24 protein-coding genes and 1 other annotated feature are annotated in these 24801 nt (G+C 51.8%); of the genes, 19 read left to right on the top strand and 5 right to left on the bottom strand.

Annotation, left to right across the window (positions count from 1 at the left end; genetic code table 11):
• The first annotated feature begins 3 nt into the window (after positions 1-3).
• From ACRQU7_RS10320 to purD, 12 genes are all read left to right on the top strand, one after another.
• A complete protein-coding gene (locus ACRQU7_RS10320) occupies positions 4-1122 on the top strand; it encodes a THUMP domain-containing class I SAM-dependent RNA methyltransferase (RefSeq protein ID WP_038324285.1) in 1119 nt (372 codons plus the stop codon).
• Between the two features lie 32 nt (positions 1123-1154).
• Positions 1155-2057 (top strand): diacylglycerol/lipid kinase family protein, encoded by a 903-nt coding sequence (locus ACRQU7_RS10315; protein ID WP_444640640.1) that lies wholly within the window; start codon positions 1155-1157, stop codon positions 2055-2057.
• A 157-nt stretch (positions 2058-2214) separates the two neighbouring features.
• Positions 2215-2499: a co-chaperone GroES gene (locus ACRQU7_RS10310; RefSeq protein ID WP_038324283.1), complete on the top strand. Its 285-nt coding sequence runs from the start codon at positions 2215-2217 to the stop codon at positions 2497-2499.
• Positions 2500-2538: 39 nt separating this feature from the next.
• Positions 2539-4173 carry a chaperonin GroEL gene (groL, locus tag ACRQU7_RS10305; RefSeq protein ID WP_444640637.1) on the top strand — a complete coding sequence of 545 codons (1635 nt, stop codon included), beginning with the start codon at positions 2539-2541 and terminating at the stop codon, positions 4171-4173.
• A 243-nt stretch (positions 4174-4416) separates the two neighbouring features.
• Entirely contained in the window at positions 4417-4872 is a 456-nt protein-coding gene (locus ACRQU7_RS10300) for an NfeD family protein (RefSeq protein ID WP_038324281.1), read from the top strand.
• 1 nt (position 4873) lies between these two features.
• Positions 4874-5791, top strand: coding sequence for an SPFH domain-containing protein (locus ACRQU7_RS10295; protein WP_038324279.1), 918 nt, complete (start codon positions 4874-4876; stop codon positions 5789-5791).
• A gap of 303 nt (positions 5792-6094) precedes the next feature.
• Positions 6095-6601 carry a 5-(carboxyamino)imidazole ribonucleotide mutase gene (gene purE, locus ACRQU7_RS10290; protein WP_141825292.1) on the top strand — a complete coding sequence of 169 codons (507 nt, stop codon included), beginning with the start codon at positions 6095-6097 and terminating at the stop codon, positions 6599-6601.
• A 22-nt stretch (positions 6602-6623) separates the two neighbouring features.
• Positions 6624-7658 (top strand): phosphoribosylformylglycinamidine cyclo-ligase, encoded by a 1035-nt coding sequence (gene purM, locus ACRQU7_RS10285; protein WP_444640634.1) that lies wholly within the window; start codon positions 6624-6626, stop codon positions 7656-7658.
• The gene (purN, locus tag ACRQU7_RS10280; RefSeq protein WP_444640632.1) at positions 7652-8281 is read left to right on the top strand and encodes a phosphoribosylglycinamide formyltransferase; all 630 of its coding nucleotides are present in this window, start codon (positions 7652-7654) and stop codon (positions 8279-8281) included. Before purM ends, purN begins: the two co-directional genes overlap by 7 nt.
• A 2-nt stretch (positions 8282-8283) precedes the next feature.
• Positions 8284-8991: an IMP cyclohydrolase gene (locus ACRQU7_RS10275; RefSeq protein ID WP_444640630.1), complete on the top strand. Its 708-nt coding sequence runs from the start codon at positions 8284-8286 to the stop codon at positions 8989-8991.
• Between the two features lie 15 nt (positions 8992-9006).
• A complete protein-coding gene (locus tag ACRQU7_RS10270; protein WP_444640628.1) occupies positions 9007-10185 on the top strand; it encodes a phosphoribosylaminoimidazolecarboxamide formyltransferase in 1179 nt (392 codons plus the stop codon).
• Positions 10186-10206: 21 nt separating this feature from the next.
• Positions 10207-11466: a phosphoribosylamine--glycine ligase gene (purD, locus tag ACRQU7_RS10265; RefSeq protein WP_444640626.1), complete on the top strand. Its 1260-nt coding sequence runs from the start codon at positions 10207-10209 to the stop codon at positions 11464-11466.
• Positions 11467-11516: 50 nt separating this feature from the next.
• Here purD and ACRQU7_RS10260 read toward each other — a convergent pair whose 3' ends face one another.
• The 5 genes from ACRQU7_RS10260 to ACRQU7_RS10240 all read right to left on the bottom strand — a co-directional run bounded on the left by ACRQU7_RS10260 (position 11517) and on the right by ACRQU7_RS10240 (position 16917).
• A complete protein-coding gene (locus ACRQU7_RS10260) occupies positions 11517-11816 on the bottom strand; it encodes a hypothetical protein (RefSeq protein WP_444640624.1) in 300 nt (99 codons plus the stop codon).
• A 56-nt stretch (positions 11817-11872) separates the two neighbouring features.
• A complete protein-coding gene (locus tag ACRQU7_RS10255; RefSeq protein ID WP_038324264.1) occupies positions 11873-12118 on the bottom strand; it encodes an IreB family regulatory phosphoprotein in 246 nt (81 codons plus the stop codon).
• 72 nt (positions 12119-12190) lie between these two features.
• A complete protein-coding gene (gene pheT, locus ACRQU7_RS10250) occupies positions 12191-14569 on the bottom strand; it encodes a phenylalanine--tRNA ligase subunit beta (protein WP_444640622.1) in 2379 nt (792 codons plus the stop codon).
• Between the two features lie 15 nt (positions 14570-14584).
• Complete coding sequence (gene pheS / locus ACRQU7_RS10245) at positions 14585-15604, bottom strand: phenylalanine--tRNA ligase subunit alpha (protein WP_444640620.1); 1020 nt, start codon at positions 15602-15604, stop codon at positions 14585-14587.
• 62 nt (positions 15605-15666) lie between these two features.
• Positions 15667-15881, bottom strand: a binding site (T-box leader).
• 46 nt (positions 15882-15927) lie between these two features.
• Positions 15928-16917: a LacI family DNA-binding transcriptional regulator gene (locus ACRQU7_RS10240; protein ID WP_038324261.1), complete on the bottom strand. Its 990-nt coding sequence runs from the start codon at positions 16915-16917 to the stop codon at positions 15928-15930.
• A gap of 334 nt (positions 16918-17251) precedes the next feature.
• Between ACRQU7_RS10240 and malQ the strand changes: the two genes are divergently transcribed.
• The 7 genes from malQ (at position 17252) to ACRQU7_RS10205 (ending at position 24674) form a co-directional block, all read left to right on the top strand.
• Entirely contained in the window at positions 17252-18745 is a 1494-nt protein-coding gene (gene malQ / locus ACRQU7_RS10235) for a 4-alpha-glucanotransferase (protein ID WP_444640617.1), read from the top strand.
• A gap of 27 nt (positions 18746-18772) precedes the next feature.
• The gene (locus ACRQU7_RS10230; RefSeq protein ID WP_444640615.1) at positions 18773-21112 is read left to right on the top strand and encodes a glycogen/starch/alpha-glucan phosphorylase; all 2340 of its coding nucleotides are present in this window, start codon (positions 18773-18775) and stop codon (positions 21110-21112) included.
• A gap of 107 nt (positions 21113-21219) precedes the next feature.
• Positions 21220-21732: a DUF6106 family protein gene (locus tag ACRQU7_RS10225; RefSeq protein ID WP_444640613.1), complete on the top strand. Its 513-nt coding sequence runs from the start codon at positions 21220-21222 to the stop codon at positions 21730-21732.
• Complete coding sequence (gene acpS, locus ACRQU7_RS10220) at positions 21713-22099, top strand: holo-ACP synthase (RefSeq protein WP_038324253.1); 387 nt, start codon at positions 21713-21715, stop codon at positions 22097-22099. Before ACRQU7_RS10225 ends, acpS begins: the two co-directional genes overlap by 20 nt.
• Positions 22080-23612, top strand: coding sequence for an NAD(P)H-hydrate dehydratase (locus tag ACRQU7_RS10215; RefSeq protein ID WP_444640611.1), 1533 nt, complete (start codon positions 22080-22082; stop codon positions 23610-23612). The genes acpS and ACRQU7_RS10215 overlap by 20 nt, the downstream gene beginning before the upstream one ends.
• Positions 23613-23644: 32 nt before the next feature.
• A complete protein-coding gene (locus ACRQU7_RS10210) occupies positions 23645-24142 on the top strand; it encodes a hypothetical protein (RefSeq protein WP_444640609.1) in 498 nt (165 codons plus the stop codon).
• Positions 24143-24302: 160 nt separating this feature from the next.
• Positions 24303-24674 (top strand): type II toxin-antitoxin system PemK/MazF family toxin, encoded by a 372-nt coding sequence (locus ACRQU7_RS10205; protein WP_038324246.1) that lies wholly within the window; start codon positions 24303-24305, stop codon positions 24672-24674.
• The last annotated feature ends 127 nt before the right edge of the window (positions 24675-24801 follow it).

Here is a 24801-nt window from a genome sequence, read left to right as displayed (position 1 = left end):
AATATGGATCATTTTAAATTGGTATGCCCCTGCCTTCTCGGGGTGGAAGGCCTTGTGGCGGAAGAACTGCGTGCAATGGACGCGAAAAATGTGGAGCCCCAGAACGGACGGGTCGTTTTTGACGGCTCCGACGAAATGCTTGTCCGGGCAAATCTCTGGTCGCGTTACGGGGAACGCGTGCTCGTGCAGATGGGAAATTTCCGGGCGCTCAGCTTTGAGGAGCTCTTTCAGGGGGTAAAGGCCCTGCCGTGGGAGCGGTGGATCGGGAAAGACGACCGTTTCCCGGTCAAGGGGCGCAGCCTGAGTTCCAAGCTGTCCAGTGTTCCCGACTGCCAGTCCATCATCAAAAAAGCGATTGTGGAGCGTTTGAAGCAAAAGTACCATGTCGGCTGGTTCGAGGAGACGGGAACGCTTTACCAGGTCCAGTTCCTGATCATGAAGGACCAGGTCAGCATCATGATCGATACCTCCGGAGAGGGGCTTCACAAGCGGGGATACCGCGCAAGCTCCACGGAGGCGCCGATTAAGGAGACGCTTGCCGCCTGCATGGTGCATCTTTCCCGCGTACGGCACGACGCGAATTTTATCGACCCGTTCTGCGGTTCCGGTACGCTTCTGATCGAGGCCGCCATGTACGCGCTGAATATCGCCCCGGGCCTGCAGCGTCATTTTTCCGCCGAACGCTGGGACTGTATCGATAAGACCCTTTGGCAAAAGGAAAAGGTACGCGCGCAGAGTATGGTTCTGCGCGACGCTCCGTTTACCGCTCACGGCTACGACATTGACGGCGCGGCGGTCACGCTCACGCTGGAAAATGCGAAAAAGGCCGGAGTTATTTCCCAGATTCACGCGGAAAAACGGGGGATAGAGGATTTCACGCCGGTGGGCGAATACGGCTGCGTGATCTGTAATCCTCCCTATGGGGAGCGCCTATTGGACATGCGTCAGGCGGAAGAACTTTACAGGACCATGGGCAGCGTTTTTGAACAAAGGCATGGATGGAGCTACTCCATTATCAGCCCGGACGAGACCTTTGAAGATTGTTACGGCCGCAAGGCCGACCGGCGCAGAAAGCTTTACAACGGCATGATTAAATGCCAATACTACATGTATTTTAAATAATATTCCTCAAATCATTTCAGCTGGAGGCTATCATGCGGTATGTATTTATTGTGAATCCCGTCGCCGGTAAAAAGAATGCTTATGATACGGTGTTTCCTGCTATCCGCAAATATCTGGAGGCGAACGGAATTGAATTTTCGTGTTATGTCACCGAGAGGCCGAAGCATGCCACCGAGCTTGCGGAAACAGAGAGCGGAAAAGGGGATGCGGTCCGGATTTACGCTGTCGGAGGAGATGGGACGCTGAGCGAGACGGCGGCCGGCGCGATCGGGAGAAAAAATGCCGAGGTGGGAATTTTCCCCTGCGGTTCCGGCAATGACTATATCAAAACTTTTGGGGAGGCCGCGAACTTTTTATCCTTAAAAAAGCAGTTGAAAGCACACTCCCGCTCCGTGGATATGATTCATTCCAACGGGCAGTATTCCATTAACCTTTGTTCCGTGGGGCTGGACGCCAGGGTCGCTTTTGAAATGGTGAAATTCAAGGACATTCCCTTTATCAGCGGGCCTATGGCCTATAATCTGGCGGTTGCAAAAGTGCTTGCCGGAAAACTGGGTGAACAGCTGGAGATTCTGATCGACGGCGGCAAAAGGTTTGACGGCACTTATCTGTTCGCTCTGGCCGGCAGCGGAAAGTATTACGGCGGGGGCTTTTGCGGCGCGCCGCAGGCCGTCCCGGACGACGGGCTGCTGGATTTTGTGCTGATCAAAAAGCCGCCCCTGTATAAAATTCCGACCCTGATTAAGATCTACAAGAACGGCGGACATCTGGAATCCGAAAAATTCAGAAGCCTTCTGACGTTTTGCCGGGGAAAGAAAATGGAAATCACAGCGCCGAATCTGGCCATCGCGAATTTTGACGGCGAGTGCGCCGTAATCAGAAGCCTCCGTTTTGAGGTGGTTCCGAACGCGGTTAATTTTATTGTCCCGGTTTAGAAATCTAAAAAATTCACAATAATTGTAAATAATTTATGAAATTGAAGATTTTTAGAAAAAAGCACTTGATTTTCCGGACATAAGTATATAGAATATATCTTAGCACTCGGGGATTGTGAGTGCTAAAACAAATCAATTATTTGAAGGAGGACATATTATGACTATTAAACCATTGGCAGACAGAATTTTAATTAAAATGGAAGAAGCCGAGGAGACCACAAAGGGCGGTATTCTTCTTGCCGGCTCCGCAAAGGAAAAGCCGCAGATCGCGGATGTGATTGAGGTAGGACCCGGCGGCGTTGTGGACGGCAAAGAAGTTAAAATGTATGTGAAAAAGGGCGACAGAGTCATAACGAACAAGTATTCCGGAACCGAAATCAAGATTGACGGTGAGGAATTTACCATCGTTCGCCAGAGCGATATTCTTGCAGTTGTAGAGTAATTGATAGAGATCATAAATTGATATTGGAGGAAATAAACAATGGCTAAACAGATTATTTACGGCGAGGATGCCAGAAAAGCGCTTTTAAGCGGTATTAATCAGCTTGCTGATACAGTAAAAATTACCCTTGGCCCGAAGGGCAGAAACGTCGTTCTCGACAAAAAATTCGGTTCTCCCCTGATTACCAACGACGGTGTCACCATTGCCAAAGAAATCGAGCTGGAAGACGCTTTTGAAAACATGGGCGCGCAGCTTGTTAAGGAAGTCGCGACAAAAACAAACGATGTTGCCGGCGACGGTACCACCACAGCTACTCTGCTTGCGCAGGCCATTATCCGCGAGGGCATGAAGAACGTAACCGCGGGCGCCAACCCGATGGAAGTCCGCAAGGGCGTACAGAAGGCCGTTGACGCTGCCGTAAAATCTTTGGCGGATCATTCTAAAAAGGTTTCCGGTTCCGAGGATATCGCCCGTGTTGCAACGATTTCCGCTTCCAGCGATTTTATCGGCAAGCTGATTTCCGAAGCAATGGAGAAAGTAACTTCCGACGGGGTCATTACAGTAGAAGAGTCCAAAACGGCTGAAACATACTCCGAGGTCGTAGAAGGCATGATGTTCGACCGCGGCTATATTACTCCTTATATGGTAACAGACACCGAAAAAATGGAAGCCGTTATTGATGATGCATATATTTTGATTACAGACAAGAAGATTTCCAATATCCAGGAAATCCTTCCGCTTCTGGAAAAGATCGTACAGTCCGGCAAGAAACTGGTTATCATCGCAGAGGATATCGAGGGCGAGGCTCTTACCACCCTGATCCTGAATAAACTGCGCGGCACCTTTACCTGTGTCGGTGTGAAGGCTCCGGGCTTTGGCGACAGAAGAAAAGACATGCTTCGCGATATCGCCGTTCTGACAGGCGGTCAGGTGATTTCCGAGGAGCTTGGACTGGAGCTCAAAGAGGCTACGATTGAGCAGCTCGGCCGTGCGCGTCAGGTAAAGGTGGACAAAGAGAACACCATTATTGTCGACGGTGCCGGTGATAAGGATGAGATCAAAGCAAGGGTCTCCCAGATCCGTTCCCAGATCGGGACCACAACCTCCGACTTCGACCGTGAGAAACTGCAGGAGCGTCTTGCCAAGCTTTCCGGCGGCGTAGCCGTTATCAAAGTCGGCGCGGCAACCGAAGTGGAAATGAAAGAGCAGAAGCTCCGCATTGAGGATGCTCTTGCCGCAACAAAGGCTGCTGTGGAAGAAGGCATTGTAGCGGGCGGCGGCGTTGCCCTGCTGAACACCTTTAAGGCTGTGGAGAAGGTTGTTGAGGAGAGCGAAGGCGACGCAAAGACCGGCGCCAAGATTATTCTGAAAGTGCTGGAGGAGCCAATCCGCCAGATCGCTGTAAACGCGGGCCTCGAAGGCTCTGTGATTGTGGAGCACATCAAGAATGCCGACAAGATTGGCTACGGCTTCAACGCTCTTACCGAGGAGTACGGCGATATGATTTCCTCCTTCGGTATTGTGGACCCGACCAAGGTAACGCGTTCCGCACTGCAGAACGCGGCTTCCGTAGCGGCCATGGTGCTCACTACGGAATCTCTGGTAACAGACAAGAAAGAGCCCGCTGCCGCTGCCGCTATGCCGGCTGACCCGGGCATGGGCGGCATGTATTAATCGTAAATAACAGTATTTCAAAAGGACGGACGCTTTTTGGCGCCCGTCCTTTTCTTGTTTGTTCATCCACGGCCCGGCCAAGCGAGAGCCGGCCCGGCTTACTCAGCCCCAATCCGGGCCGAGGGGGTGTACTTATCTGCCCGGTAAAAAACGGGCCAAAACCGTCTTTTTTGACGATTTGGCGTTGTTGTTTTCATATTGGAATTGTGGTAAGATAAATGCAACACCGGAAGGAGTGAAAACATGGAGACATATTTGCCTTACTTTTGGCTCGCGGTGATTATTGTCGCGGCAGTCGTCGAAGGCTCTACCGCTCAGCTGGTTTCCATCTGGTTTGTTGCAGGCGGGGTCGGCGCGCTGATTGCAAACCTCTGCGGAGCCGAGCTTTGGACCCAAACGGTGGTGTTTGTGGTGGTAACCGCCATTACGCTGGTAAGTACCAGGCCGTTGGTGAAAAAGCTGATGAATTTCAAGAAAGAAGAGACCAATGCGGATCGCTATATTGGAAAGGACGGCATTGTGATAGCCGAAATTAACAATACCCTGGGCGTAGGACAGGTGAATGTTCTGGGCAGCGTCTGGACGGCGCGGAGCGAAGACGGTTCGGTCATAAAAATCGGAGAACATGTACTGATCAAAGCAATCGAAGGGGTTAAACTGATTGTAACGGTACATAATGGAATGAAGGAGGAAGAATAGAATGGAAATCAATCTGGCGGCGATTTTTCTGGTCGCGCTTGCAATTATTGTTCTTATTATCTTAATCAGCAATATCAAGGTCGTGCCTCAGGCGCACGTGTATGTGGTGGAACGTCTTGGTGCTTACAACAGCACCTGGACGACCGGCCTTCACTTTAAAATCCCGTTTATCGACAAAATCTCAAAAAGGGTTTCTTTAAAGGAACAGGTCATTGATTTCCCACCGCAGCCCGTTATCACAAAGGATAACGTCACCATGCAGATCGACACCGTCGTGTATTTTCAGGTTTCCGACGCGAAGCTCTATGCCTACGGAGTGGAGCGGCCGATTTCCGCAATTGAAAACCTGTCCGCCACCACGCTGAGAAACATTATCGGCGATCTGGAGCTGGATCATACGCTGACCTCCCGCGACGTCATCAATACGAAAATCCGCACCATCCTTGACGAAGCCACCGACGCGTGGGGCATCAAAGTCAACCGTGTGGAACTGAAAAACATCATCCCGCCGAGGGAGATTCAGGAATCCATGGAGAAACAGATGAAGGCCGAGCGTGAGCGCCGTGCCCAGATTCTGACCGCGGAAGGCGAAAAGCGCAGTGCCATCCTGATTGCGGAAGGCGAGAAGGAATCCGCGATTCTGCGCGCGGACGCGGAAAAGGAAACAAAAATCCGTGAGGCACAGGGCGAGGCGCAGGCGATCATGCTGGTGCAGCAGGCCTATGCGGACAGTATCAAGCTTTTGAACGAGTCTAACCCGGGCGACAGCGTCCTTGCGCTCAAGAGTCTGGAAGCGTTTGAAAAGGCTGCGGACGGAAAAGCCACGAAGATTATAATTCCGTCCAACATCCAGTCTTTTGCGGGTCTTGCCACATCCCTGAAGGAACTGGTGGCGAATGATGCCGGCGCTGCAGAATAAGCTGGGTCATACTGTACAAATTATGACAAGACAAGCTGCTCTGCGCATGATAACTGTACAAAAAAATTTTTTCGCATGTACAACTATTGAATTTATCGTCAGAATCACCTACAATAAATACATTATGTGTTGTCGGAGGGGAATGCAATGACAGTATCTTCCGTTCGTAGGTTAAAGGGAACTGGAATTGTTTACTGTCAAGCTGCGCCAATATTCCGGATGTTATAATGGCTTCAGGCTGTGCCATCTCATGGTGCAGCCTGTTTTTTTATTGCTCCGGACCGACGGAAACAGGAGAGTGTAATGATGGCAGATAAAAAAGTAGCGATCATCATGGGAAGCGACAGTGACTTCCCGGTCGTTTCGGCCGCGGTGAAGCGGCTGAAAGCGTTTGGAATCCCGATGGAAGTGCATGTGATGTCCGCGCACAGAACGCCGCAGGCGGCCGCGGAATTTTCCCGTTCCGCCGCTGAGAACGGATTTGGAGTAATCATTGCGGCGGCAGGGAAGGCGGCACATCTGGCTGGCGTGCTTGCCGCGCACACCACCCTGCCGGTCATCGGCATTCCGGTCAAGTCCTCCACCCTCGACGGCCTTGACGCCCTGCTGGCGACGGTACAGATGCCGAGCGGGATTCCGGTTGCCACCGTGGCGATTGACGGAGCGGATAACGCCGCGATTCTTGCGGCGCAGATGCTGGCCCTTTCGGACGAAACGCTGGCCGCAAAGCTACGGGAAATGAAACAGTCAATGGCGGAGGGCGTCGCGAAGAAGGATGAGGCGCTGCAGGCGAAGGTTCAGGAACTGTGAGAAAATATTGGGAGGATCGGACATGAAAAGTTTCAGCGATAGTTATAAAGCGGCCGGAGTCGACGTTACCGCCGGATATAAAGCGGTCGAATTGATGAAAAACCATGTGGCCCGCACCAAAATACCGGGCGTGGTTTCGGGAATAGGAGGGTTTGGCGGGCTGTTCCAGCCGGATCTTTCCGGGATGAAGACTCCGGTTTTTGTCAGCGGCACGGACGGCGTCGGCACAAAGCTGAAAATCGCTTTTTTAATGGACAAGCATGACACAATCGGGATCGACTGTGTGGCAATGTGCGTCAACGACGTTGTTTGCTGCGGGGCAACGCCGCTCTTTTTCCTGGATTATCTCGCGGTAGGGAAAAACTATCCGGAAAGGATTGCGCAGATCGTATCCGGCATCGCGGACGGCTGTGTGCAGTCCGGCTGCGCGCTGGTTGGCGGGGAAACGGCGGAAATGCCCGGCTTTTATCCCGTTGACGTATACGACCTGGCGGGTTTCTCCGTCGGAATGGTCGACAGGGACCGTATCATTGACGGGTCTGAAATTGAGGTCGGAGACGCGATCATCGGGCTGCAGTCCTCCGGCGTTCATTCCAACGGCTTTTCGCTGGTCCGTAAAATTTTCAATATCAGCGAGAAAAACATTAATATGCAGATCAATGAATTTGGCCATACCCTTGGGGAAGAGCTTCTGACTCCGACTAAAATTTATGTGAAGCCGGTGCTGGCGCTGATGGAAAAGGTCGGCATCAAGGCGGTCTCCCACATCACGGGCGGCGGATTCTTTGAAAATATTCCGCGTATGCTCAAGCCCGATACGACGGCCAAGATCGAGCTGGCCTCCCTGCCGAAGCTGCCGGTTTTCTCCATGATGCAGAGGCAGGGGAATATCCCTGAGCGCGAAATGTACAACACCTTCAACATGGGGATCGGTATGTGCATGGTCGTCTCCAAAGAGCAGGCCAATAACGCGGTCGCCGGACTGAATTCCATGGGCGAGCATGCCTATGTGATCGGAAACGTGGCTTCCGGCGGGGAAGGTGTCATCCTATGCTGAACATCGCTGTTCTGGTTTCCGGCGGCGGAACAAATCTGCAGGCGCTGATTGACGCCCGGAACCGGTCCGAGCTCAGCGGCGGAAAGCTGGCGCTTGTCGTATCTGGCAGGGCAGATGCTTTTGCCCTGCAGCGCGCGGAAAAGGCGGGTATTCCTACGGAAATCCTGCTTCGAAAGAGTTTTGCGGCGCAGGAGGACTACGACCGTTCCCTTCTGGAAATCCTGAGCCGGTACGAAATCGATCTCGTCGTCCTTGCTGGCTTTATGACCATTATCAGCGAAAAGGTTGTCCGGCACTATGAAAACAGAATCATCAATGTCCATCCGGCTTTGATTCCTTCCTTCTGCGGAGAAGGCTTCTATGGGCTGAAGGTCCACGAGGCCGCGCTTACGAAGGGAGTCAGGGTAACGGGGGCGACCGTGCATTTTGTCAACGAGGTCTGCGACGGCGGGCCGATTATTCTGCAAAAGGCGGTGGAGGTTCTGCCGGGCGATACGCCGGAAACCCTTCAGCGCAGGGTGATGGAGCAGGCGGAATGGAAGCTGCTGCCCAAAGCGGTTTCGCTGTTCTGCGAAGGCAGAATTGAAGTGGCTGACGGAAGAACCGTCATTAAGGAGGACTGAGCATGGAAATACAGAATATTGAAAGCAATCTGTCGTCCAATGCGTATCCGGGGCGCGGGATCATTCTCGGCAGGAGCGAGGACGGAAAAAACGCCGTGATTGCCTATTTTATCATGGGGCGCAGTGAGAACAGCCGCAACCGCGTCTTTGTGGAGGACGGCGAGGGAATTCGCACACAGGCGTTCGACCCGGACAAGCTGAGCGACCCTTCCCTGATTATCTATTCGCCGGTTAGGGTTTTCGGCGGGACCACCATTGTGACAAACGGCGACCAGACCGACACGATCTATGAATTTTTAAAGGCGGGAAAGACTTTTGAGTCCGCTCTGCGCACGCGTACCTTTGAACCGGACGGGCCGAATTTTACGCCCCGTGTTTCAGGTATCGTGGAAGCGGACGGAAGCTATCGGCTGTCCATTCTGAAAAGCGCAAACGGAAATCCGGCCTCTGCACAGCGCTTTTTCTATGAATATTTCTCCACGGTCAGCGGGGAAGGGCATTTTATCCATACTTATCAGGGAGATGGCAATCCCCTTCCCTCCTTTGAGGGCGAGCCGACGCTGGTCGGTATTTCCGGCGAGATTGACCACTTTACACAGAAGCTCTGGGAAAACCTGTCTGAAGAAAATAAGGTTTCTCTGTTTACCCGTTTCATCAACCTGAAAACCGGGCTGACGGAAACCAGAATCATCAACAAAAACCACGATTAACAGGAGGGCGCTGAAATGTCAAATGAGCTTACTTTAAAATACGGCTGCAATCCGAACCAGAAGCCGTCGCGCATTTTCATGCAGGATGGAAGCGATCTTCCGATCGAGGTGCTGAACGGAAAACCGGGCTACATCAATTTTCTGGACGCCTTCAACAGCTGGCAGCTGGTCAAAGAGCTGAAAGCAGCCGTGGGGCTTCCCGCCGCCGCCTCTTTTAAGCATGTCAGCCCCGCGGGCGCCGCAGTTGCGTGCGAGCTGTCCGACACGCTGAAAAAGATTTATTTTGTTGACGACCTTACGCTTTCCCCGCTTGCCAGCGCGTACGCTATGGCCAGGGGAGCGGACAGAATGTCTTCCTACGGCGACTGGATAGCCCTGTCCGATATCTGCGACAGGGAAACGGCGACCTTGATCGCACGCGAGGTTTCGGACGGGATCATTGCTCCGGGCTATACGGAGGAAGCGCTTGCCATTTTGAAATCCAAGCGCAAGGGCGGCTACAACATCGTCTCGATTCAGCCGGACTACAGGCCCGCTCCCGTCGAGCATAAGGACGTTTTCGGCATTACGTTTGAGCAGGGCAGAAATGAAATCCTGATCGACAACGACATGCTTTCCAATGTCATTACGGAAAATCGTGAAATTCCCGAAAGCGCGAAGCGCGATCTGATGATTTCCCTGATCACCCTGAAATACACGCAGTCCAACTCCGTCTGCTACGTTAAAGGAGGGCAGGTGATCGGTGTCGGCGCGGGGCAGCAGTCCCGCATCCACTGTACCCGTCTGGCGGGAAATAAAGCGGACGTCTGGTATTTGCGCCAGCACCCGAAGGTGCTTGGGCTGAAATTTAAGGAAGGAATCCGCCGCCCCGACCGCGACAACACCATTGATGTGTATATATCCGACGATTACATGGACGTTCTGGCGGACGGAATTTGGGAGAATTTCTTTGCGCAGAAGCCGGAACCGCTTACCCGTGAGGAAAAACGCGCCTGGCTGGATACGTTAACGGATGTCGCGCTGGGTTCGGACGCCTTTTTCCCGTTCGGGGACAATATTGAGCGCGCCCACAAAAGCGGCGTGAACTATATCGCGCAGCCGGGCGGTTCCATCCGTGACGACAATGTCATTGATACCTGCAACAAATACGGAATCGCCATGGCCTTTACCGGCATGAGGCTGTTCCACCATTAATAAGACGTAGGAGCGGATAATATGAAGATACTGGTCATCGGCGGGGGAGGCCGCGAGCATACCATTGTGCGCAAAATCAAGGAAAGCCCAAAGGTGGAAAAGGTCTATTGCGCTCCCGGAAACGGCGGAATTTCACGGGACGCCGAGTGTGTGGATATCCCGGTAACGGATATCGACGGCGTGGTCCGGTTTGCAAAAGAGAACCGGATCGACCTGGTTTTTGTCGCTCCCGACGACCCGCTTGCCGCCGGGATGGTGGACGCGCTGGAATCGGCGGGAATCCGTGCGTTCGGCCCTCGCGCCAACGCGGCTGTCATTGAAAGCAGCAAGGTGTTCTCCAAGGATTTAATGAAAAAATATCATATTCCCACCGCGGGATATGAGGTCTTTGACGACCCACGTGCCGCGATGGAATATATCCGGGCAAATAACCAATATCCCATCGTCATCAAGGCGGACGGTCTTGCGCTGGGAAAGGGCGTGATCATAGCCGCCGATGACCACGAGGCGCGCGACGCGGTAAAAACGATCATGGAGGATAAGGTGTTCGGCGCCTCCGGCAACCGGGTGGTGGTGGAAGAATTTATTACCGGGCCGGAGGTTTCGGTGCTGGCGTTCACGGATGGAAAATGCCTGAAACCGATGGTTTCCTCCAAAGACCACAAGCGAGCGCTGGACGGGGACAAGGGCCTGAATACCGGCGGAATGGGCACGATCAGCCCGAACCCGTATTACTCCGAAAAAATGGCGGAGCTGTGCATGAAGACCATCTTCCTGCCGACCGTAGAGGCGATGAACCGGGAAGGCAGAACGTTCAAGGGATGCCTGTATTTCGGACTGATGCTGACGAAGGACGGGCCGAAGGTGATCGAATACAATTGCCGTTTCGGCGATCCGGAAACACAGGTGGTCCTGCCCCGGCTGAAGACCGATTTCGTAGAGATTCTGGAGGCGGTCGTTGACGAACGGCTGGACTCCCAGTCGATCGAATGGAGCCGGGAAGCCTGTGCCTGTGTCGTGATGGCTTCCGGCGGATATCCCGGAAGCTATGCCAAAGGAATCGAAATTTCCGGCCTTGACGATTACGGACAGGTGGAGGGCGCCACCGTCTACCACGCAGGAACGCTGTACCGGGACCGTCGGTTCTACACCAACGGCGGCCGTGTGTTGGGGGTCACCGCGCTGGGCGGCACTTTGGACGAGGCGCTTGAAAAGGCTTATGCCTGCGCTGGCAAAATCCGGTTTGAGGGTGCTCACTACCGGCGGGATATCGGGAAATAGATACAAAAAGGGCGATACGGAATTTTCCGTATCGCCCTTCATTATATGATCTATTCTGCAAGCGCCCTGGTCAGCCAGGCGTCCGCAATATCCATTGCAAGGTAAAGCCCGGTTTTTTCACTGGATTTTACAATCTGTTTGCGTGAACGGATGTTCTGATCCGTATACATCAGCTGTATGGTGACCCGGTCCGCAACGTCAAGGTCCTGAACCTTTTTTTTGCTCTTTATCTCAAGCTTTACAACATATTTATCCTGCATGCTTCCGTAATAAATCACATCACCGCAGCGCACCAACGGCTTGCCCTTGTAGGTAGGGAACTGAGGTTTGCTTTCTTCTACATCATTCATTCGTGTGTCGTCCTCCTTCTGTTCAATTCATAAGTGCTTCTGTAACAGTGCGTGATTTACTCACCCAAATAGGATTTCAACAATACCTGCAGCAGCTCGTCGCGGTCGATTCTGCGAATCAGGCTGCGGGCATTATTGTGTGTAGTGATATAAGTCGGATCCTCGGAAAGAATGTAGCCGACAATCTGGCTGATGGGATTGTATCCCTTTTCCTTCAAAGCATCATACACCAGGGTGAGTGTTTTTTTAATATCCTCTTCACGGTCGGTGCCGAGCGAAAAGGTCATCGTTTTATCAAGCATGGAAACACCTCCGATACTGACATCATACAACATACATACAATAATTTCAAGAACTAATTTGTGAACAGAAGCTTATGAACGTAAAATAGCGCCGGCCTTTTCAAGCTCCTTCATGATTTTTTTCATCGTTCCGGCAATGCGCTCATCCGTCAGTGTGCTGTCTGCAGAGCGCAGGGTAACGCTGAACGCGACGCTCTTCTTGCTGGAATCGATTTGCTCACCCTTATAAACGTCAAAGAGCTTGATTTTTTCCAGCAGGTTTCCGGCGCCGCGGATAATGGCTTTCTCAAGCGTCAGCACGGGAGTGCTGTCGTCGCAGAGAAGAGCGAGGTCGCGGGTCACCGCGGGGAATTTCGGAAGGGGAGTATACGTCTTTTCGGACTTCGTGTATTCATACATTTTATCTACATCCAGCGAAAAGCAGTAAACCCTGTCTCCGATGCCGTAATTTTCGGAGACCTTCGGATGAATTTCCCCAATCACGCCCAGATGTTCTCCGTCAATGCTCAGCACGGCGCAGCGCCCTGGGTGATAGCTGGGCTCTTCGGAAGAAGCCTCGATTTCCCAGCCGTATACGCAGAGTTTTTCCAAAATCTGCTCTGCCATTCCTTTTGCCGTAAAGTAATCGGCGTGATTGCCGTACATTCCGACGATCAGATTGGTTTTTTCAATCGGCAGTTTGTCCTCCGAAGTCGGAATATACTCGCTGGCAAGCTCAAACAGGCACGCGTCCGCATTTCTGTTGTTGTAGTTGCGTGAAAGGACCTCCAGCATGGAGGGAAGGGCCGTGGTACGCATGATGCTGGTATCCTCGCCGAGCGGATTGGAAATGGTGATGGACTTGCGCAGCGGCGAGCTGGCCGGCATTAAGATTTTATCGTAGTATTTCGGGCTGATGAACGAATACGTCATGATCTCACTGGCGCCCAGCGCGAGCATGGTGTCGTTGATGGTGCGCTCGAATTTTTGCCTTGCGGAATATTTTCCCTGCGCGCCGCCGCCCAGCGCGGTGCCCGGAATCTTATTGTAACCGTAAAATCTTGCGATTTCTTCGGCAATGTCGGCTTTATGCTGCAGATCGGGGCGGAAGGTCGGCACCAGAATATCGTCGCCGGCGAATTCGCATTCCAGCTTGCTCAAGATCGCTTTCATCTCGTCCACGGTCAGCTGAATATCCAGAAAGCGGTTGGTCCAGTCCGCGTCCAGATGGATTCTGGTACGTTCGCCGGAGGAATGGTCGTCAACAATCCTGTCGTCAAGCACGTCGCCGGCGTCCAGCAGCTCCACCAGTTCACAGGCGCGCTCCAGCGCGGGAAGGCAGTTGTTGGGGTCCAGTCCCTTTTCATAGCGGGAGGACGCGTCGGTTCTCATTCCCTGATCTCTGGCGGTCGTGCGCACGGAAGCTCCGTTGAAACATGCCGACTCAAACACGATCGTTGTGGTGTCGTCGACGATTCCGCTGTATTCGCCGCCCATCACTCCGGCAATGGCAATCGGTTTGCGGGCATCCGCGATCACCAGATTCTTCGCGGTCAGCTTATGGTCGACGCCGTCCAGCGTAGTGATGGTTTCCCCGTCCTGCGCACGGCGCACACGGATTTTACCCTCGTCAATAAAACGCAGATCAAAGGAATGCATCGGCTGGCCGTATTCGAGCATGACGTAGTTTGTGATATCGACGATATTGTTGATTGGGCGCACACCCATGGCGCGCAGCCTTTCACGCATCCAGCGCGGGGAGGGCTTTACACGGACATTCTTGACCACGCGGGCAGAATAGATGGAGCATAGGTCCGGAGCCTCCACCTTTACGTCGAGCATTCCCTTACAGGAGCCGTTTCCCGCCTTTACAGCCGGCGTGTGTACGCTGAAGGGCTTATGGAAGGTCGCCGCCGCTTCCCGGGCAAGGCCGATCACGGAAAAGCAGTCCGGTCTGTTGGACGTAATTTCAAATTCGACTTTTGTGTCGTCGAACCCAATTGCCTTGCACACGGGCTCGCCAAGCGCGCAGTTCTCCTGTATCACGAAAATACCGTCTTCAACCGCATAGGGAAAGTCGTGCTTTGTCAGCCCCAGCTCGCTGAGGGAACAGAGCATTCCGTTGCTTTCCACGCCGCGAAGCTTGCCCTTTTTGATTTTTTTGCCGCCGGGCAGTAAGGAATTGTCCATTGCGACCGGCACCAGGTCGCCCACCTTTAAATTCTGCGCACCGGTAACGATTTGAATCGGTTCCCCGGAACCGGTGTCGATCTTGGTAATCCATAAATGGTCGGAGTCCGGATGCTTTTCCAGAGAAAGCACCTTTCCCATGATCACGTTTTCAATTTCGCTGCCTTCGGTCTCCCAGCCCTCGACCTTGGAGCCGCTCATGGTCATCGCTTCTGTAAAATCGCGGATCGGCATATCGTCAAGCGTTACGAATTCTTTTAACCATCTCATTGAAAGATTCATTGTTCTGCATCCCCCTTAAAATTGCTTCAGGAATCTAACGTCGTTTTCATAAAACAGGCGTAAATCATCAATGCTGTATTTTCTCATGACTACGCGTTCCAGCCCCATGCCCAGCGCAAAGCCGCTGTAGACCTCCGGGTCGATCCCGCAGTTGGAAAGTACCTTCGGGTGTACCATGCCGCAGCCGAGAATCTCAATCCAGCCCTCGCCCTTGCAGAGGCGGCAGCCTTCGCCGTGACAGTTGAAGCACTGTACATCCACTTCGGCGGAAGGTTCGGTAAAGGGGAAGTGGTGCGGACGGAACCGTACTACGGAATCCTCGCCGTACATACGCTTTACAAAGGTCTCTAAGGTTCCCTTCAAATCTGCAAAGGTAATTCCCTTGTCAACCACCAGACCTTCAATCTGATGGAACAGCGGGGAGTGTGTGGCGTCAACCGCGTCCGAACGGTAAACCCTGCCGGGGGAAATAATGCGGATCGGCGGCTTCTGCTTTTCCATCACCCTTACCTGCACCGGCGAGGTCTGTGTACGCAGCAGAATATTGTCGTTGATATAAAAAGTGTCCTGTGTGTCTCTCGCGGGGTGATCCTTCGGAATGTTCAGCGCCTCGAAGTTATAATAGTCGTATTCGACCTCCGGGCCCTCGACGATCTCAAAGCCCATACCGACAAAGATTTCCTTGATCGCGTCCAGCTCAATGCTCAGGGGATGCTTTGCGCCAAGCTCCCGGCGGACGCCCGGCAGCGTAACGTCGATTTTCTCTTTTTCCAGTCTTTTCCGGGTTTCTTCTTCTTTCAGTTCCGCGGCGCGCCTGACCAGATCGGCTTCAATAAAAGTGCGGACCTCGTTGGCCAGCTGGCCGATTTTGGGGCGCTCTTCCGCGGAGAGACCGCCCATCTGTTTTAAAATGGAGGTCAGTTCTCCTTTTTTTCCCAAATATTTAATACGCAGATTTTCAAGTATCTGCTGTCCTTTCGCCTCATCCAATTCGCGCATCGCTTTTTCGCGGATTGCTTCCAGCTCCTGCTTCATAGCGTTATCATCCTTTCCGTTCTTTCAGACATGAATCAGCAATAAAAAACGCCTCCGCCCCGGCAAGGGACGAAGACGAAAGCTCCGTGGTACCACCCTAATTAATTACTCGTCAGCCTTTAACGGTGCCTGCCGTCGCAGCCTACTGAAAAGGTTCAGCCGCGCCACTCCAAAGGGAACTTCGCCTTTTATGACTTACAGGCATGCTTTCAGCCGCTGACATGCCCTCTCTGAAATAAGCGGGGAAAAAGGTTACTTCCTTTATCATTGTGTTAATACTACATAATATAACACCTTAACACGTCAATTGCAAGCGGGATTTTTTACGGGCAGGTTCCTGTGGAATTCCGTATAATCAGCTCCGGCTTCAGCAGAACCTTGCTGATGCTTACGCCGCCGATCAGTTCATCCAGCATCATGAAAGCGCTTTTGCCGATCGCCACCCTGTCCTGACGGATAGTCGTCAGGGTGGGGGTCAGGTGCTGTGCGATCGGCAGATCGTCGAAGCCGACCACGCTCATATCCAGGGGCACGCATTTTCCAAGACGGTTCAGTTCGGCAATCACGCCCGCCGCGATCACGTCGCTCGCGCAGACAATAGCGGTCGCTCCGTTTTTCATAAAGGAACCGACATAGTCTTTGGCGCATTCCGGAACATAGTAGCCGTTGGCAATTAAATTAGGATTGACTTTCAGTGAATAATGTTCCATGCTTTGAAGAAAGGCCTGGTGGCGTTCATTGGTCACCAGACTGTTCTTGGAACCGTTCAGCAGGGCAATGTTTTTATGACCGTACTCGTAAAGATGCCTGACCGCAAGATCAATGCCGTTATACCCGTCGGTGCCGACGTAACCCACGTGCTTATTGGGGATGCAATTGTCCAGTAAAACCGTTGGAACCGACGTTTTGTACAGTTGGTTGATGTAGTCGTCATGCAGCGCGAATCCCAGCAAAAACGAGCCGCTGTATCCGTGTTTCAGCATATAGGAATCATACTTTTCCTGAGTCTGCATGTTCAGGTTTGTGGGAATGACCGTTACGTCGCAATGATGTCTGGCAGCGCTTAGTTTAAACCCTACAACAATTTCATAGCCAAACTGGTCAATGTTCTCATATTCCATGTTTTCGACCAGGATGCAGACCTTGCGTTTGCCGAGCTTTTGCACTTTTTTGGAAGCGTATCCCATTTCTACAGCGGTGTCCAGCACCAGCTGGCGCATTTCCTCGCTGATATCGTTGGCCCCGTTTAAGCCTTTTGATACGGTGCTGACAGCAATTCCAAGTTTTTCTGCAATGTCTTTAATCGTAGCCATAGAAATCCCTCTTTTCCTGTTCAACCACAGTATATACTTTGGCCGCACATCATTTCAAGAGTTATATTTGCAAATTGGAAAATATATGAAACAAATTTTTTATAAAATAATATTAAAGATTTGAGACTTTAAGATAATTTTAAGAAAAATTACGAAATATATCTTTATATATCGGTTTCTTTTATCATTCTTGATTGAACAAATGTCCCGAAATATTATGCTTAAAAATATAAAATACTTACAGAATAGTTCCTTTTTTCATATTGACATTCAGAAAATCCTTTGATATTATATTGTCATATTTTCGTGTTTTTTCGTAGTGGGGTGGAAAATATTGCCAGTTAAAAATAAGTTTGTTCGCGGTTCGGGTATTTTGCTCCCAATCAGCAGCCTGCCTTCCGACTACGGGATCGGAACGTTTGGCGGTCAGGCATTTCGGTTTATCGACTTTCTGAAGGATGCCGGACAAAAATACTGGCAGGTGCTTCCCATTGGTCCTACCAGCTATGGAGACAGCCCTTATCAGTCCTTTTCCGCTTTTGCGGGGAACCCGTATTTTATCGATCTGGACACCCTGACGGAGGAAGGGCTTTTGAAGCCCGGTGAAGCGGGTTCTTTTTTCTGGGGAGATAATGAGGACAGTGTGGATTATGCCGCGCTTTTTCAGTCTAGGTTTGCGGTGCTTCGCACGGCCTTCTCCAGAAGTAGACACGCAGACACTGCGGAGTATGGGCAGTTCTGTGAAGAAAATGCATACTGGCTGGAAGATTATTGCCTGTATATGGCTTTGAAGTTTGAATTTGAAAATAAAGAGTGGCTGCTCTGGCCCGAGGATATCCGTTTCCGCCGTCCGGCCGCTGTACGGCAGTATTCGGAAAAGCTGAGAGCGGAAATGGATTTCTGGAAGTTCTGCCAGTTTGAATTTTACAGGCAGTGGAATCGGGTAAAAGCCTATGCAAATCAGCGCGGAATCCGGGTGATCGGGGACATTCCGATTTATGCCGCCCTTGACAGCTCGGATGTCTGGGCAAACAGCGAGCTTTTTCAGCTGGATTCCCGCCGCAGGCCGACAAAGGTAGCCGGGGTCCCGCCCGATCTTTTCTCAAAGGAAGGGCAGCTCTGGGGGAATCCCTTGTATGACTGGGAGGCCATGGAACGCGGTCATTTTGACTGGTGGAAAAAACGGATGGAATTTTCCGCAAAGAGATACGACGTTATCAGAATTGACCATTTTATCGGCATTGTCCGGTACTATGCCATTCCCGCGGGAGAAACGACGGCGGTCCGCGGCAGCTGGCAGCCCGGTCCGGGGCGCAAACTGACGGATGTGATAAACGACTCCATCGGAAAAGCGCAGGTGATTGCGGAGGATCTGGGCGTTGTTGTTCCCCAGGTGAAAAAGCTCCTGAAAATCAACGGATATCCCGGAATGAAAGTCCTGCAGTTCGCGTTTGACGGCGATCCGGCCAATCAGCATCTCCCAATGTATTATACAAGCAATACGGTGGTTTACGGGGGGACGCACGATAATGACACGCTGGTTGAATTTTTCAGCAGGATGCCGGCAAAGAATATAAAGTACGCAAAAGAATATCTCAATGTCAAAAGGAAAAAAGACCTGCCGGGGGCGGTCCTTCGCGCCGCCTATGCCAGCGTGGCCGATACGGTGATTTTTCAGGCGCAGGATATCCTGCTTCTGCCTGGCTGGGCCAGGATGAATTATCCCTCCACGGTGGGTTCCAACTGGCGGTGGAGGCTGAAAAAGGGTCAGCTTACCGACGAAATTTCAAAAGAACTCTGCAGCTTGGCGAGGATTTACGGCAGATAGGTCTCTGTACTTTAAGGAGTGGATTTTATGAACACATTTAAGAACGATGTGATAACCCTTTTGGAATTGGAAAACGGTAAAACGATCCATCAGGCGGATGTTCTGGAACTGTATCACGCGGTTTCGACGGCGGCAATGAAGCAGGTGAAGTCCAAATGGGAAGCGCCAGACGCCGGTAAAAAGGCCTGCTATTTTTCCGCCGAATTTTTAACCGGACGGCTCATTTACAGCAATTTACAAAATTTAGGGCTTCTGAACCAGCTTTCTGAGCTATTTCATGAAAATAATATAGACGTGGCCGTTTTTGAAGAGATCGAAGACGCGGCTCTCGGAAACGGAGGGCTTGGCAGGCTCGCCGCCTGCTTTCTGGATTCGGCCGCCACACAGGGGATTGCCCTGAACGGTTACGGAATCCGGTACAGGTACGGCCTTTTCAGGCAGTATTTTGAAAACGGATTCCAGAAAGAGACCGTGGACACCTGGCAGCAGTTCGGCGACCCGTGGTCTCAGCGCAGAGAAGAGGACAAAGTGGAGGTCAGGTTCAAAAACCAGACGGTCTATGCGGTTCCCTACGACACGCCCGTCATCGGGTACGGAGCGAACACAGTGAACACCCTGCGTCTTTGGCAGGCGGAGCCGGTGGTCCCGTTTGATTTTCAGCTGTTTAACGACCAGAAATTTGATCTTGCCGTCCGGGAGAGGGACGCCGCCGAAGCGATTTCCAGCGTACTGTACCCGAATGACACGACGGACAAGGGGAAAAAGCTCAGGCTGAAGCAGCAGTATTTTTTCACAAGCGCGTCTTTGCAGGACCTGATCAGGACCTATAAAAAAAGATACGGAAATGATTTCACGCATTTTTCAGCGGAGTACGCGATCCAGCTGAACGATACGCACCCCGTGGTGTCCATCCCCGAATTTATCCGGCTTCTGGTCTCCGGGGAGGGGGTGTCCTTCGGCAAGGCGCTGAAAATCGCAAGACAGACGTTTGCCTATACCAATCATACCATTATGGCAGAAGCGCTGGAAAAATGGGACGCAAAGCTGTTCAAGAGCGTGCTCCCCAATGTCTACCGGTATGTGGTCATGATCAATAAAGCCCTGCTCAAAGAGCTGTCCGGTATGGGGATTACAACAGAGGAATTGCAGAAGCCGTATCTGATTATTGACGAAAACTCGGTGATCCATATGGCGCGGCTCGCCGTTTTCTCTACCCATTCCGTGAACGGTGTGGCGGAAATCCATACGGAAATACTGAAAAATTCCGTATTGAAAGAATGGTATCAGATTTACCCCAAGCGGTTTAACAATAAAACCAACGGGGTCACACAGCGGCGCTGGATGGCACTTTCCAACATGGAGCTTTCCGGGTTTCTCACCGACAAGATCGGCAGCGGCTGGGTTACGGATTTGGAAAAGCTCAGAAATCTGGAACGATATAAGGACGACGATAACGTTATCCGCCAGTTTGCGCAAATCAAACAGATAAAAAAGCAGCAGCTTTCCGACTATATTGAAAAGCATGACGGAATCAGACTGAATCCAGAATTTATTTTTGACGTTCAGGTGAAACGGCTGCACGAATATAAACGTCAGCTCTTAAACGCTTTTTCCATTCTTGATTTATATTTCGGCATAAAGGACGGAAGAATTAAGGATTTTAACCCAACGGCTTTTCTGTTCGGCGGCAAAGCGGCCCCCGGGTATCTCAGAGCAAAGGGAATCATTAAATTCATCAATGAAATTGCCAATAAAATCAACAATGACCCGGATGTCAACCGTTTGATGAAAGTCGTTTTTGTTTCTAATTACAATGTGTCCTATGCGGAAAAAATCATGCCTGCCGCCGATATTTCCGAACAGATCTCGACAGCGGGAACGGAGGCTTCCGGTACGAGCAACATGAAGCTGATGCTCAACGGCGCGGTAACGCTCGGAACGCTGGACGGAGCGAATGTGGAGATCATCCGTCAGGCGGGGGAAGAAAACAATTATATTTTCGGAGCGCGTGTGGAGGAGCTTGAAAAAATTGCGGACTCCTACAACCCGAGAACGATTTATGAGCAGAACGAAAGGGTACGGGCGGCGGTGGATACTCTTGTCAACGGCATGTTTGACGACGGAGGTACCGGAATGTTCCGGGAGCTGTACCATTCCCTGCTTGACGGGGCCAGCTGGCATAAGCCGGACCATTACTTTGTTCTGTATGATTTACTCTCTTACAGTGAGACAAGGCTGCGGGCGATTTCCGATTACAGCGACCGACTGGCATTTTCCCGCAAAGGTTTTTTGAACACAGCCGGCGCCGGAAAATTTTCGAGCGACAGGGCAGTCAGGGAATATGCCATACAAATCTGGGGAATGTGATAAGGAATCCGTCAACAATTCCGATGCCGGGGGCGCAATCCCTTGTAATGCACAAACCGATATGTTACAATATCCAATAAATCAGCATTCGGTTGGAGAGATTGAAAATGGATATTTTTGTTGAACAAATGATCAGAAAAAGGATGGGGAAAAGCGATTGGTTCGTATTTGCCGGGGTCCTCGCGGCAAGCTGCCTGATTCTTGCGCTTTTGGCGGTGTACATACCCATGCTTTTATTGCCGGCTATGGTTGGTATTTTTGCTCTGGATTACTATCTGGTTTCTTCGCGCAGCCTGGAATACGAATACAGCGTGACCAACAGTGATATTACGATCGATAAAATCATCAGCCGCCGGAGCAGAAAAAAAGTGATTTCCGTTGATGCGCACGACATTGAAGCTCTGGGCAGGTACCGGAAGGAAGATCATCAAAAGCAGTCCTATTCGGCCAGATTCAACGCTTCGGAATATGAAAACGGCAGGGACGCCTGGTACCTTGCGGCGCGCCATCCCCAAAAGGGGAGGATCCTGGTGCTGTTCAGCCCGAGCGAAAAAGTCCTGGCTGCGATCAAACCATTTCTTTCAAGGCAGGTAGCAGTCAATGCTTTTGGCAGGAATTGATTTAGTTGAAATAAAAAGAATCAAAAAGTCCATGGAGAATCCGCGCTTTTTACTGAGGATACTTGGCCCCGCCGAGTACGCTCAGCTTGAATTGCGCGGATTTCCCGTTCAGAGCGTCGCCGCCAGCTTCAGCGCAAAAGAAGCCTTTTCCAAAGCGCTGGGCACGGGGATGCGCGGATTTTCGCTCGGCGAGGTGGAGCTGTTAAGAGAGGAAAACGGCAGGCCTTATTTTCAATTGCGCGGCAGCGCGCTGAAAATCGTGCAGAAAAGAAAAATTGTTCTCCAGGTCAGTGTGACCCATACAAAAGAATACGCTTCGGCGGTTGTGATCGGGGAGGAGCCTGAAAATGAAGGTATTAAATTGTGAGCAGAGCAAAGAGCTTGAAAAAAAAGCCGTCGACTCCGGAATCAGCTATTTGGAGCTGATGGAAAACGCCGGTGCCGCAGCTGTTCGCTTCCTGCGGAAAAAGTTCAGCCTGTCCGGACGGAAAGTCGTGATTCTCTGCGGGAAAGGAAATAACGGTGGGGACGGCTATGTGATGGCGCGTAAGCTGTTTGAGCTCGGCGTGCCGGTTACCGTGGTAATGACCGACGGCCTTCCCCGCACAGATCTTGCAAAGACCGTGTTTTTGCGTCTGAAGGATACAACGGTAAAAATTCTGGACGGTGAGGAAAACGGAAGGGCGGAAACCGTCATTGCCTCTGCCGACTTCATCATCGACGCCATTTACGGGACCGGATTTCACGGCCGTGTTCCGGATGAAATCCTTCCGGTTTTTCACGCGGTGCAAAATTCCTCCGCGGTGGTGGTTTCCCTGGATATCCCCAGCGGTGCCGGCTGCGATTCTGGGGCGGTGGACGGGGAATGCATCCAGGCAGACTATACGGTTTCCTTTTCCACCCTGAAAAACGGGCATCTGATTCAGCCCGCGCAGGATTACTGCGGACAGGTTACCGTGGCGCCGATCGGGATCGGCGCGGATCTCATCGGAAGCCAGAAGTCGACGTTTGAGGTAACGGAGCTTTCGGCGGCACAATCCCTGCTGGGGCCGCGGGACCCGCTCAGCAATAAGGGGAATTACGGCAGACTGCTGTGCCTCTGCGGCAGCGACGGAATGGCCGGAGCGGCGGTAATGAGCGCAAAGGCGGCTGTTCGCTGCGGGGCCGGTATTGTGGATGCGGCGCTTCCCCGTACGATTTACCCGATCGTCGCTTCCCAGATTGTGGAGCCGGTTTTCACCCTGCTTGACTATGCGCCGGACGGAACGATGCTTCCCGCCGGACATAAGGCGCTGGAGGATGCCCTGTCCAAAGCGAGCGCGTGCCTGATCGGCTGCGGGCTGGGGCGCGGGGAAGAAATGACGCGGATCGTATGCGGTCTCGTTTCCGATTCTCAGGTTCCCCTCATTATTGACGCAGATGGCATAAACATCCTTGCGGAGAATATAAATGTATTAGAAACAGCCCGCGTTCCTGTTGTGCTGACTCCCCATCCCGGGGAGATGGCCCGTCTGATGAAGACCACCGTAAAGGATGTGCAGGCCCACCGGTTTGAATATGCCCGGAGCTTTGCGGAAAAGCACCATGTCATCCTCGTGCTCAAGGGCGCCGGAACATTGATTGCGGAGCCGAACGGAATGGTACATCTCAATCCAACGGGAAATCCCGGAATGGCAAAGGGAGGCAGCGGGGATGTTCTGGCGGGAATGGCGGCTTCCTTTATTGCACAGGGGATTGACCCTGCGGCGGCAGCGGTCGGCGCGGTGTATCTTCACGGTGAGGCGGGGGATCGCTGTGCGAAAGCGTTTTCCCAGTGTGCCATGCTGCCGACGGACATGATCGGTATGCTTCCGGGTCTGTTTCTGGAGCTTGAGCGGTAAAACCGTATTTTTTGTGCGGAGAGTGGAAAGCTATGCGCCGGACAGCGATATGCCTGTTTTCTTTTTTTCTGGTTTTCTCTTTTTCTGCCTGTGCGGCGCAGGAAATAAAAGCAGAAGACATCGTTTTCTGTTTTCACTGCACGGCCGATATTGATTACAACGGCGAAAAAATACAATGCGCATTGAGCCGCGACGCGCCCGGAAGGGCGAACGTGCAGTTCCTTTCCGGGGACATGAACGGCCTGACCTACGATTGGAGCGGCGAAGGATTTTCTGTTTCCTACAGTGGACTTTCCGCCAAAAGCGATGAGTGTGTTTTGCCGGACACCTCTTTTGCGGTCGTTTTACTGCAGGTTCTGGACTATGCAGAGAAAGACGGTTCCCTTACCAGAACGCATGGGGATGAATTTTCCGGCACTGTGGAGGGCATTGATTTCACAATGACCGCCGACAGAAGCACAGGGCAGATTCAAACCATTTCCATTCCTCAAAAAAAACTGAAAGCGCAGATGCGCGACGATACACAATAAGGGTGTGACAGCGGTTGCACCCTTTTTTCTATTTAATTTTATGTCAACCCCCGCGTCTAAATAATATTATGTGTTAGGGACTGCATGCGAATAAATCGTCTGGAGAATGTCAACAATAATCGCAGACCCTATATCATAAATTATTCGGAGCGTGAAAAATGTGAACATTAGAAGAGGCGATATTTATTATGCCGACCTAAGCCCGGTTGTTGGTTCTGAGCAGGGCGGCGTCCGACCTGTGCTGATTGTTCAGAATGATGTTGGAAACCGGTTCAGTCCGACCGTGATTGCCGCGGCAATAACCAGCCAGCGAGCAAAAGCAAACCTTCCAACGCATATTATGCTCAATGCCCAGACCACCGGACTCGCAAAGGATTCCGTTGTCCTGCTTGAACAGGTTCGTACAATCGACAAACACAGATTGAAAGAGCGCATGGGGCGCCTTGATAATACGGCAATGACACAGGTCAATCAGGCTCTATCTATCAGCTTTGGCCTTGATCTTGACGAAGAGGAACGCGAGGCTACATAGAGTTGCCTGAAATCAATAAAAATATGTACATTTCTATTGGCCGTAAAAACCATAAAAATAAAATAAAAAAGAGAAATGGTCTTCCCGCAAAGGAACAGCAGAAAACCCAGCAGGAAAAACAGAAGTA

It is taken from the genome of Caproiciproducens puteiluti (assembly GCF_052442865.1).
GTDB lineage: Bacteria > Bacillota > Clostridia > Oscillospirales > Acutalibacteraceae > Caproiciproducens.
The sequence above is the reverse complement of the archived record's forward strand: the minus strand, read 5'-3'. Positions and strand labels throughout refer to the sequence as shown.